Here is a 10,388-nt window from a genome sequence, read left to right as displayed (position 1 = left end):
CCTTCGGACCTTCGGTCCTGGGCAGCCGCGTGCCGGCGCTCGAAGCAGCGCGGGCACGGCCGGCTGCCCAGAACCGATACTGCAATGCCCAACGCCAGGAAAATGGTCGTCGCAACCGGTTCGAAACCGACATGCGGCTGCACACCCGGGAAATAGCCGCCACCCAGATCACTGCCAAAAAACCGCAGTGCAACATCCGATAACGCGTACCCCAACACAAGCCCGAGCAGCGATCCGATCACCCCGAGCAACGCGCCTTCCATCAGGATCTGCCGCAGTAATTGCGCGCGTGTCACGCCCAATACACGCAGCATCGCGAATTGCGACCGGCGGCGCACCACGGCCAGCGCCTGCGTCGAAAACACCAGGAACGCGCCGGTGAAAAGCGCGACCAGCGCAAGCACATTCATGTTGATCCGATAAGCACGCGAAAGCCGATCGGTACGGTTTTCATCGTCACGGGTTTCGGCCACGACGAGCTGATTGCCAAGCTGCGCCTGAAGCTGCCGTTTGAAGGTTTCGCGATCCACGCCGCGTTCGAGCTGAAGATCGACGCGCGACAATTTTCCTTCCAGACCAAAGCGCCACTGTGCGGCGGCGATATCCATGACCGCGATGCGCTGCCCCGGCCGCGTCCTGACGATACCGCCCGCCACGCGAAACTTAACCGTCGATGTGCCGCTACGCAGCGCGACATCGGCGCCCGTGGGCGCCTTGAGCCACGTTTGCGCCGAGGGCGAAAGGAAGATGGCATCGGCTGAAAGGGAGTCGAGCAAGGTCTGCGCCGAAGGCACGCCGATCAGCTCGGGTGTGATGCGGCTTGCCCGGAACACGTCGATGCCAAGCACTTTCAGCGCAGCCGTTTCGCCGGGTACCGTTACGTCGACATCGAGCACCGGACTCGCCAGCGTCACGCCGGGTTCGCGGGCGAGACGCGGGTACCAGGATTCATTGAAGGTAGGTTGGGCGCCGCGCACTTGCAGATCCGCTTCGCCCGAGAGACTTTTGGCTGCCGCCGAGAACTCGTTGAACGCCGCGCTGTTGATCAACTGGACCGCGTACCCGAGCGCCACGCCAAGCGCAATGGTCGCGATGGCCACGATTGCGCGTGCTGGGTGGCTGCGCCACTCGGCGCCCAGCAGCCAGCGCGCAAGCAGCCGGCTTCCCGCAATGCGCTCGACGGGCGGCGCTGCGCGGTCATTCATTGGCCGTGCGCGCGAAGCGCTCCGCCTGTTTTGCGCCGTGCAGGCCGCCATCGCTCAGAATGAGTATTCGGTCGGCGCTGGCCGCCGCTGCCGTTGAATGCGTCACCATGATCGCGGCCGCGCCGGTCGACTTGATTTCGGCGCGCAACAAGTCGAGGACTTCGTGCGCGGTGTCGGGGTCGAGGTTGCCGGTGGGTTCATCGGCGAGAATCAGGCTTGGACGATGCACGAGCGCCCGCGCTATCGCAACACGCTGCAGTTCACCGCCTGAAAGTTGCCGCGGAAAATCGTTGCCACGGCCGCCGAGCCCGACCGCGGCCAGCACGTCCAGCGCGCGCTTGGGCGGCGTGTTGTTCAGGAGCAGCGGCAGTGCGACGTTTTGCGCCAGCGTGAGGTGCGGCAGTACGTGAAACGCCTGGAAGACGAAGCCGAGTTTTTGTCGGCGCAGGCGCGTGGCGGCATCGTCGTCGAGTTGGGAGATCGGTGTGCCGTCGATCAGCACTTCGCCGCTGTCGGCCGCGTCGAGGCCGGCGATCAGGTTAAGCAATGTCGATTTGCCCACGCCCGAGTCGCCCATGACGGCCACGAACTCGCCGGGATCAAGCGAAAAATCCAAGTTGGCCAGCACGATCCTGCCGGTGCCGTAAGCCTTGCTCAAACCGCGGCATTCGAGTGCGGGCGGCGCGTCATTATTGCTGATGGTCATAGAGAACTGGTGGTCGCCGGTATGAACTGTGCTTCGGTTCAATACTGTGACAGAGAACGGCCGTGCGCGTATGGCCATCACTTACCCGGCGGCTTATGAATATCGACGATACGACCATCGAACGCTGCATGATGAAGCTGCTATCCGAGCGCCGCGAGGAGTCGTCCATTTGCCCCTCGGACGTCGCGCGTGCTCTCGCCTCCGATGAAACCGTCTGGCGCGCATTGATGCCTGCTGTGCGCAAGGTTGCTGCACGGCTCGCCGAGGCGGGCGTCGTGCGCATCACGCGGGGCGAGACCACGCTTTCGCCCGATGAGATCGATCACGGTCCCATCAGGCTGCGTCGCGGGCGTGGGTTCGTAGCGAACTGAGCATTCGCATCAGCCGAGTTTCTGCACCGAAAATGCAGCCGTTTCATAAGGAACCGTGACAACGTCCTTGCCGGCAAGCTCGGGTTCCGATGCAATCAACGCACTGACCTCGCGATCGATCGCCGTCCGTTCATCCGCTCCTAACGCGGCAATAAAACTCGTCGAGCGCACACGGTTGATGATCACGTCCTCAAGCGAACCGGTATGGCCTTGCTTGAAATGATGTTCATCGATGGGACCGAGTCCTTCGAACGGAAACGCCGCGCGCCACGCGCCGGTGTAGTAGCGCGGCGTGTCGCCTTCCACGCGATTGACAATCGCATCGAGTCTTGCGACCCAGGGAACGCGCGCATCGCGCAGATTCCAGATCAAGCCGAGTGTGCCGCCCGACTTCAACACACGATGAATCTCGGCCAGCGCCGTGTGCGTTGCGAACCAGTGAAACGACTGCGCGCAGACGATGGCGTCGACGGATGCATCGGGTAACGGGATCGCATCGGCAGTGCCCGGGCGAGCATCGACCTGGGGGAAGCTTGCGGCCAGCTTTTCGAGCATGCCCGCGACCGGTTCGACCGCGATGACATGCGCACCGGTCTCGATCAGGCGCGGCGTGAATTTGCCCGTGCCCGCGCCCAGATCGACCACCGTCTTGCCGGCTTCGAGTCCAAGCTGGTCGCGCAACCAGACCGCGACCTCGGGCGGATAGTCCGGCCGCCCGCGTGTGTATGTGTTCGCCAGGCTTGCATAGCCTTCCGCCGCAGCGTGGTGTACGCCGTCAGTTCCTGTGCTCATTGTTTGCTCCCGCTTGTGTGGTTCAGTGGTTCGACTGCGGACAGCATAAATAATCTTGCTGTGAATTGCCAACGAGAACATCGTCAAGCGCGCGGCAAGGTCAACACGGCGCCCAGTCAGCGCGTCGGCCGGTTGCGTAAAACGAGTGTTCCACCGTGTGCCATCGCAATGGCTTTTGCGATGGTCAGCCCCAGTCCCGAGCCGTGCGTTTTTCCCGGCTGTGCCCTGAAATAAGGTTCCGCTTCGGTACGGTGACGCTCGGGCGTCAGTACGATTCGGTCGTCGATTATGCCGCGCCGCTCAGCTTCACCGGCCGTCATCCAGGCGGCAACAACCTGTCGCCGCATCCGTACGACAACGACAATCTGAACAACTCGTTTCGTGTCGATAACGCCGTGAAATTCACCAGCGTCCCCTATGCGGGCCTGAAGTTCGGCGCGCTGTACGGATTCTCGAACGAGGCAGGCGGCTTCGATGACAACCGCCTCTACAGCGCCGGCGCATCGTATGAAACCGGGCCGTTCACGATCGCCGCGGGTTACCTGCAGGCGAACAATCCGGGCGTAAACAACACCGATGGCGCGATCACGCTGACCGACCGTACGTTCATCGCTTCATTGCAGCGTACTTATGGCGCCGGTCTCAACTATGCGCTCGGCGCGGGCCGGGTCGGCTTCGTCTGGACGCGCACTCAGCTCGGTGGCCTTGCAACCATCAACGGAGCGAACAGTCTTGGCCTCAAGCAGAACGGGCAGGGCGCGAGTTTCAACAACTTCGAGTTCAATGCCAGCTATCTTGTGACGCCGTCGGTGGCGCTTAATGGCGCATACACCTATACGAAAGGCGTGATGTCGAACGCGACGGGCGAACATGAACCGGCGTGGCAGGCTGTGTCAGTGCAGGCGGATTACTCCCTCTCCAAGCGCACCGATGTGTACGTTCAGGCTACCTATCAGCACCTAAGCAGCGATGCCTCGGGACTGACTGCCGACGTCAGCGGGCAATCTCCATCGACGAAAAACGAGCAGGTCGTGGCCGCGGTGGGATTGAGGCACCGGTTCTGATGCGTTGACCGCAACAATGCGTCGCGCCTCCTGTGCAAGATATTCCAAAGTGTTCCACACCGTGTCGGTTCAACACGGCTTCAATAATCGCCGACGACCGAAAACGATATCGACGCGCCAACGAAGCTCGAATGGACCGTTGATGGGTAACGCTTTGCCATTCTGTTGCGCGATCAAGGCGCATCAAACAGACACGCTCTCACGCGTAACCATTTTTCCCGATAGCAACGCTTGGTAACGAACCGCGTGGCCGCTGACCAACGGCGCGCGCCAAACGCTGCGGTTTAATGACCTCCGTCCATTCGACGCACGGCGACATCGATTGGCAACTGACTAAGCATCGTTTTTTCGGAGAAACAGAAATGAAGAAATCCCTTATGGCTCTTGGTGTGTTTGGTACCTTCGCCGGAGCAGCTAATGCACAGAGCAGCGTGACGCTATACGGCCTGATCGATGCAGGGCTCACGTACACCAACAACCAGGGCGGCAGCAAAAACATCCAGGCAACGAGTGGCCAGGTGAACGGCAGCCGCTGGGGACTGCGCGGCGCGGAAGACCTGGGTGGCGGATTGAAAGCCATCTTCGTGCTGGAAAACGGCTTCAGCATCGATAGCGGCAAGTTCGGCCAGAACGGCGCAGAGTTCGGCCGCCAGGCCTACGTTGGTTTGTCGAGCGATCAGGCAGGCGCCGTGACGCTGGGACGTCAATACGATTCAGTGGTCGACTATCTTGGACCGCTTGCATTGACCGGTACGTCATTCGGCGGCACCCAGGCCGCGCATCCGTTCGATAACGACAACCTCGACAACTCGTTCCGAATCAACAACTCGGTCAAATACCAAAGCGTCAATTACGGAGGCCTGAAGTTCGGCGGCCTCTATGGTTTCTCGAACGCAGCGGACGGCTTCTCCGATAACCGCGCATACAGCTTCGGCACGTCATATAACTACGGGCCGTTCAATGTTGCCGCAAGCTATATGCAATTGAACAACGCAGGCTCGACGCTCAACGCGTCGGGCGCTGTGACGAGTGACGCCACGTTCGCAGCAGCGCGTCAGCGCACTTACGGCGCAGGCGTGAGCTACGCGTTCGGCGCCGCAAATGTGGGCTTTGTGTTTTCGCAAACGCATCTGGACGGCGCGACGGGCATCGGCGCATCGGCATCGGGTACGACGAACGGCTTGACGCTGGCAGACGGCAGCGCGCGCTTTACCAACTACGAAGTGAACGGTCGCTACAACCTGTCGCCCGCGTGGACGCTCTCAGGCGCCTATACATTCACCGATGCAAAGCTCGATGGCGTCAGCCCGAAATACAACCAGGTGACGCTGCAGACGGCGTATGCGCTCTCCAAGCGCACGGACGTCTATTTGCAGGGCGTGTATCAGCACGTGAGCGGTACGGGTGATTCGGGCCTGACGGCGGATATCAACGGGCTCAGCGCGTCATCGACCAATAGCCAGGTCGCGGGAACGATTGGCTTGCGTCATCGGTTCTAACTACGAAAGTGTGAATGGAGCCGGGACGGCAAGCCCGGCTCTTTTCGCTTGAGCTTAGCGCGATCCCGGGCCCATGCCTTCGGCGATCGCACGGCATGCGTCCTTGAGCGGCGCAATGTAGGTGTCGAGTGGTGAACCGCTCTTTCTATAAAGCGGAATGCTGATGCTGACACATGCAAGCGGCTCGCCATTCGAGCCCAGGATTGCGCTTCCGTAGCAGAAGATCTGCTCTTCGTTTTCTTCGCGGTCTTCTGAATAACCGCGGGCATGCGTTTCGTCCAGTTCGGCATCGAGTGCGCAACGCTCCACGATGGTATTGGACGTAAAGCGCTCGAAATGCAGCGGCGCCAGCAAGGCATCGCGTTCGGCGCGTTTGAGCGATGCCAGATAAGCCTTGCCCACCGAGCTTGAATAGAGCGTGACGCGCGTACCGATTCGCGAAGCCATGCGTACGGCCTGAGGGCTTTCGAGCTTTTCTATGTAGACCATTTCAGAACCGCTGCGCACCGCGAGGTGCACGGTTTCCTGGGTTGCATCGCGCAACACCTGAAGCGGTTCGCTCGCCGCAACGCGCAAGTCCGAGCGCTCCCAGCTACGGCTTGCCAACGACAACAGGCGTGGCCCGAGCGAATAAGCGCCGCCGTGCGGACTCTCGACGACCAGCCCCTCGGCAATCAGCGCACCGACAATCCGGTACACCGTCGGCCGCGGATAACCCGCCAGCGCGGTGAGTTGCGCAATGCCGGGAGGTGTCTGTGCGTCGGCAATGCACTGCAGGACGGCCAGGAACTTCGAGAATGCGGCGGTCCCGGTCGGCTTGGCGTTTTCGGGGACGTCAGGCGTAGCCGGCTTGTCGATGGCGTTCGAGGATGGTTTGGGCATGGCGTTGAAAGAACTGGACGGCCCGCAAGACAGCAAGGAGCGCGAGCGGTGACGCGAACGATTATAACGGAGCGGTTTTCGCTGACGGCCCAGCGTGTTGCGCGCAGACCGGATGGCACGCGGCTTGGGGATACGTAATAATGCGAAGCGGGCCCGCGCATACCTGCGCAAGCCCTCGGACCATCAACCAGTACGTGTCGCCGATTGCGGCGCGGCGGCCAGCATTGCGCCGCACAACCCGGGGTTATCGATGAGCAACAACGCGTCGCCTGCACCATCCGCTGCCCGCTGGCTGCCCTACATCGTGGCGGGAACGTTCTTCATGGAATACCTCGACACGACGGTCATTGCAACCGCATTGCCGCAAATGGCGAAGTCGTTTGGCGTCGGCCCCAACGCGCTCAGCCTCGGCATGACCGCGTACATGCTCGCGCTCGCAATCTTCATTCCGGTGAGCGGCTGGGTCGCGGATCGCTTCGGTTCGCGCACGGTGTTCTTCGGCGCGATCGTTGTGTTCATCGTGGCGTCGGTGTTGTGCGGCATGTCGAATTCCGTCGCCGAGTTCACGGCGGCGCGAGTGCTTCAAGGCGCCGGCGGCGCGATGATGGTCCCGGTCGGCCGCCTGATCGTGGTACGAAGCACCGAGAAAAGCCGCCTCATGCAGGCCATCTCGACCATCACGTGGCCTGCCATTGCAGCGCCGGTCATCGGGCCGCCGGTCGGCGGGTTCATTACGACCTATGCTTCATGGCGATGGATCTTCTTGCTGAACGTGCCCTTCGGCCTGTGCGCCCTCGTTGCCGTCGCCATGCTGGTCCCGAACCTGAAAGGCGCGGAACGCAAGCCGCTGGACGTGATGGGCCTCGTGCTCAGCGGCGCGTCGCTGACGGCCGTGCTCTATGGCGCGGAGCTCGCCAGTCAGCCCGCCAGCAATCCGTGGCTTGCGGGCGGGATCGTGCTTGCCGGATTCCTGATCGGCTATATCGCGGTCCGGCATGCGGCGGGGCATCCGCATCCATTGATTGATTTCTCGACGCTGAAGATTCCAACCTATTCGGTCACGGTCTTGACGGGGTCGTTGACACGCATCGGCATTGGCGCGGTACCGTACCTCATGCCATTGCTGTTTCAGATCGGCTTCGGGCTTTCCGCCTTCAAGTCGGGCCTGTTGCTCCTTGCGAGCGCGCTGGGCAATCTCGGCATGAAGGCATTGACCACTCGCATCCTGCGGCGCTACGGGTTCAGGAACGTATCTATCGTAGCGGTAGCCACGGCCGGACTCTTTACTATTGCGTGCGGCATTCTCACGCCCGACTCGCCGCTTGCGTGGGTCCTGCTCGTGGTGTTTGTGTATGGCGTTGCACGTTCAATGCAGTTCTCGCTGCTCGCCACGCTGGCTTATGCCGACGTCGGCCAGCCGCAAATGAGCGCCGCGAGCACGTTATGGAGCGCGGCTGCGCAAATGACAATCGGCCTGGGCATTGCTTATGGCGCGGTAGCGTTGCGTGCGGCCGCTGCGATCAACGGTGAAACGACCGGCACCGAAAGTCTTCATTTTTCACTCGATGACTTCAGGCTCGCGTTTCTCTTCGCGGGCGTGCTGACTCTGGTTTCCGTCTATGGATACTTCAAGGTCGCGCGCGATGCAGGGCAGAGCGTAGGTGGCGGATCGATGCGTCAGGATGCATCGCAGAAAAGCAGTTGACGCGAACAAGCTCATGATCCGCAACCCCGATCCGCACACATGGATGTCATTGGCACTCGCCGAGCGCGGTGTGCGGCGCTTCGGGCCGGGAGAGACCAATCCACGCATCGTGGCATATAACGCGCATACGAATCTTGCCGGCTATGACGACAAGGTCTCGTGGTGCGCGTCGTTCGTGAACTGGTGCATGGCGAATGCGGGTTATAGCGGCACAGGGTCCGCGCTTGCACGTTCGTGGCTTGAGTGGGGACGCGTGCTCGATCAGCCGGAGTATGGATGCATTGCCGTGCTCTCACGCGACGATCCGGCCAGCTGGAAGGGGCACGTCGGCTTTTATCTGCGCCATGACGACGACGCCGTATATCTGCTCGGCGGCAATCAACTGGACGAAGTGCGCGAGCTCGCCTACCCGCTTGCCGATGTACTCGGCTACAGGTGGCCAGACCCGGTTTGATCGAGCCTGGCAGGCACTGGATCACGGCAGCAGACGCAACGCTTGGCGCCGTCCGGATCACGAAAATAAGCGCGACCATGATCCGTAACGCCAACGTAGACATGTGAAAGCATTGCAACATCCTATGATCAAACCGCAGCATGTCAGCAGTTTGAAATGAGACATGCCTAACCGCGTAAGGTTGGCCCCCTGCCGCAAGCGGCCATGGCAAATGTCACGTCATCGATTGCAACCGAGTGTATGAATTGTGAAGCAGGTCATCCATGCTTCGTGCGTCGACGTTATATATGTACGCAAAATCATAATTCCGGAGATGCACCAATGACCCCACGCCTGCGCCGAACTCATGCCGCCGTATTGACCGCCACCGCATTGGTCGCGGTTTTATCGACACCCGCCTGGGCGCAACAAGCCGTACCGTCTCCTACCGCGCCCGGTGCCGCGGCAAGCGATCCACCCGGCCGCGTTGCACGCCTGAACTACTTCAACGGCAACGTGACCATGGAACCTGCGGGCGAAACCGAATGGTCCTACGCGCAACTCAACCGGCCGCTGACCACGGGCGATCAGGTCTGGACGGACAACGGCGCGCGGGCGGAACTTCATATCGGGTCGACGGCGTTACGGCTCAACCAGCAAACGGCGTTGAGCATGGTTGATATCGACGATGCCACCCTGCAGCTCAAGGTCACGCAAGGGTCACTGTCCGCGCATGTGCGCGCGTTGCCTCCCGGGCAGAACATCGAGATCGATACGCCGAACATTGCCTTGCAGGCATCGAGCGCGGCCGAATTTCGTGTCGATGTCGCGCCCGACGGCAACTCGACCACGGTGACGCTGCGAAGCGGCAGTGCCATGCTGTACGGCGATGGCGGCTCATTGCAGATGACCGCCGGCCAGCAAGTCAGATTCACCGGCGTGAACCTGCAGCAACAAGCGGCCGGACCGGCGTCGGGCCTCGACGCATTCGATCAGTGGATCATAAGCCGCGACAGGCTGGAAGATGCTTCGGTATCCGCACGATATGTATCGCGTGAAATCCCGGGCTATGAAGACCTCGACGCAAATGGCACATGGCGCACTGATCCATCCTATGGCGAGGTGTGGGTGCCGACGGTGGGGGTATCGGCGAACTGGGCGCCTTATCGCGAGGGCCACTGGACATGGATTGCGCCGTGGGGTTGGACCTGGGTCGATGACGCCCCGTGGGGATTTGCACCGTTCCACTATGGACGCTGGGCGTACCTCGGCAATGCGTGGGCATGGGTGCCGGGGCCGGTGGTTGCCACGCGTCCCGTGTATGCGCCCGCGCTGGTCGCGTTTGTGGGCGGTGGCGGTGGTTCCCATTGGGGTGTCGATCTTGCGATAGGCGGCGCGGTGGGTGCGGGTGTTGCCTGGTTTGCGCTCGGGCCGCACGAGCCTTGGCATCCGGGTTCGGGATACAGCCCGAGCTATTACAACCGCGTGAACAATAATGTGAACGTGCACAACACGACGATCGTCAACAACATCACGAACGTTCACAACACGTACATCAATCAGCGCGTGCCAGGTGCGATTGTCGCGGTGCCGGCGAACACGTTCGTTCTTCACCAAGGCGCCGAACTTCTATGGCACACAATTCCCGGGTAAGGACGAAGCGCTGACAGGCACGTTCTATTCATTGCTGGTCGCCAACGGCGGTCAGCTATTCGATGCAAAAATGAAGCC

At 61.4% G+C, this 10,388-nt stretch carries 10 protein-coding genes; 6 read left to right on the top strand and 4 right to left on the bottom strand.

What is annotated here, in order from left to right:
• Together ACRXB1_RS20430 and ACRXB1_RS20425 are read right to left on the bottom strand one after the other, a co-directional pair.
• A partial coding sequence (locus ACRXB1_RS20430; RefSeq protein WP_449493033.1) for an ABC transporter permease occupies positions 1-1,205 on the bottom strand: 1,205 nt, incomplete at its 3' end.
• Positions 1,198-1,911: an ABC transporter ATP-binding protein gene (locus ACRXB1_RS20425; protein WP_449493032.1), complete on the bottom strand. Its 714-nt coding sequence runs from the start codon at positions 1,909-1,911 to the stop codon at positions 1,198-1,200. The genes ACRXB1_RS20430 and ACRXB1_RS20425, both read right to left, overlap by 8 nt.
• A gap of 95 nt (positions 1,912-2,006) precedes the next feature.
• Here ACRXB1_RS20425 and ACRXB1_RS20420 point away from each other — a divergent pair, with 95 nt between their 5' ends.
• Positions 2,007-2,282, top strand: a complete 276-nt coding sequence (locus ACRXB1_RS20420; protein ID WP_449493031.1) for a DUF3253 domain-containing protein — start codon at positions 2,007-2,009, stop codon at positions 2,280-2,282.
• A 9-nt stretch (positions 2,283-2,291) separates the two neighbouring features.
• Here the strand turns inward: ACRXB1_RS20420 and ACRXB1_RS20415 are convergent, their stop codons facing one another.
• Positions 2,292-3,074 carry a class I SAM-dependent methyltransferase gene (locus tag ACRXB1_RS20415; RefSeq protein WP_449493030.1) on the bottom strand — a complete coding sequence of 261 codons (783 nt, stop codon included), beginning with the start codon at positions 3,072-3,074 and terminating at the stop codon, positions 2,292-2,294.
• 203 nt (positions 3,075-3,277) lie between these two features.
• Between ACRXB1_RS20415 and ACRXB1_RS20410 the strand changes: the two genes are divergently transcribed.
• On the top strand, positions 3,278-4,138 hold the full coding sequence (locus ACRXB1_RS20410) for a porin (protein ID WP_449493029.1): 861 nt from the start codon (positions 3,278-3,280) through the stop codon (positions 4,136-4,138).
• Between the two features lie 362 nt (positions 4,139-4,500).
• Complete coding sequence (locus ACRXB1_RS20405) at positions 4,501-5,637, top strand: porin (protein ID WP_449493028.1); 1,137 nt, start codon at positions 4,501-4,503, stop codon at positions 5,635-5,637.
• Positions 5,638-5,691: 54 nt separating this feature from the next.
• On the opposite strand, the gene ACRXB1_RS20400 is transcribed toward ACRXB1_RS20405, so the two are convergent.
• On the bottom strand, positions 5,692-6,519 hold the full coding sequence (locus ACRXB1_RS20400; protein WP_449493027.1) for an IclR family transcriptional regulator: 828 nt from the start codon (positions 6,517-6,519) through the stop codon (positions 5,692-5,694).
• Between the two features lie 250 nt (positions 6,520-6,769).
• On the opposite strand from ACRXB1_RS20400, the gene ACRXB1_RS20395 reads away from it, so the two are divergent.
• From ACRXB1_RS20395 to ACRXB1_RS20385, 3 genes are all read left to right on the top strand, one after another.
• Positions 6,770-8,224, top strand: a complete 1,455-nt coding sequence (locus ACRXB1_RS20395; RefSeq protein WP_449493034.1) for an MFS transporter — start codon at positions 6,770-6,772, stop codon at positions 8,222-8,224.
• A gap of 43 nt (positions 8,225-8,267) precedes the next feature.
• A complete protein-coding gene (locus ACRXB1_RS20390) occupies positions 8,268-8,678 on the top strand; it encodes a TIGR02594 family protein (RefSeq protein ID WP_082779039.1) in 411 nt (136 codons plus the stop codon).
• A gap of 321 nt (positions 8,679-8,999) precedes the next feature.
• On the top strand, positions 9,000-10,310 hold the full coding sequence (locus tag ACRXB1_RS20385) for a DUF6600 domain-containing protein (RefSeq protein WP_449493026.1): 1,311 nt from the start codon (positions 9,000-9,002) through the stop codon (positions 10,308-10,310).
• The last annotated feature ends 78 nt before the right edge of the window (positions 10,311-10,388 follow it).

Source organism: Caballeronia sp. M23-90 (assembly GCF_053574605.1).
This window is presented reverse-complemented; position numbering and strand designations above follow the sequence as displayed.

Coding starts and splice junctions, on each gene's coding strand:
- ACRXB1_RS20420 (WP_449493031.1), top strand. CDS start 2,007: ATGAATATCGACGATACGACCATCGAACGCTGCATGATGAAGCTGCTA.
- ACRXB1_RS20390 (WP_082779039.1), top strand. CDS start 8,268: ATGTCATTGGCACTCGCCGAGCGCGGTGTGCGGCGCTTCGGGCCGGGA.
- ACRXB1_RS20415 (WP_449493030.1), bottom strand. CDS start 3,074: ATGAGCACAGGAACTGACGGCGTACACCACGCTGCGGCGGAAGGCTAT.
- ACRXB1_RS20425 (WP_449493032.1), bottom strand. CDS start 1,911: ATGACCATCAGCAATAATGACGCGCCGCCCGCACTCGAATGCCGCGGT.
- ACRXB1_RS20385 (WP_449493026.1), top strand. CDS start 9,000: ATGACCCCACGCCTGCGCCGAACTCATGCCGCCGTATTGACCGCCACC.
- ACRXB1_RS20405 (WP_449493028.1), top strand. CDS start 4,501: ATGAAGAAATCCCTTATGGCTCTTGGTGTGTTTGGTACCTTCGCCGGA.
- ACRXB1_RS20395 (WP_449493034.1), top strand. CDS start 6,770: ATGAGCAACAACGCGTCGCCTGCACCATCCGCTGCCCGCTGGCTGCCC.
- ACRXB1_RS20400 (WP_449493027.1), bottom strand. CDS start 6,519: ATGCCCAAACCATCCTCGAACGCCATCGACAAGCCGGCTACGCCTGAC.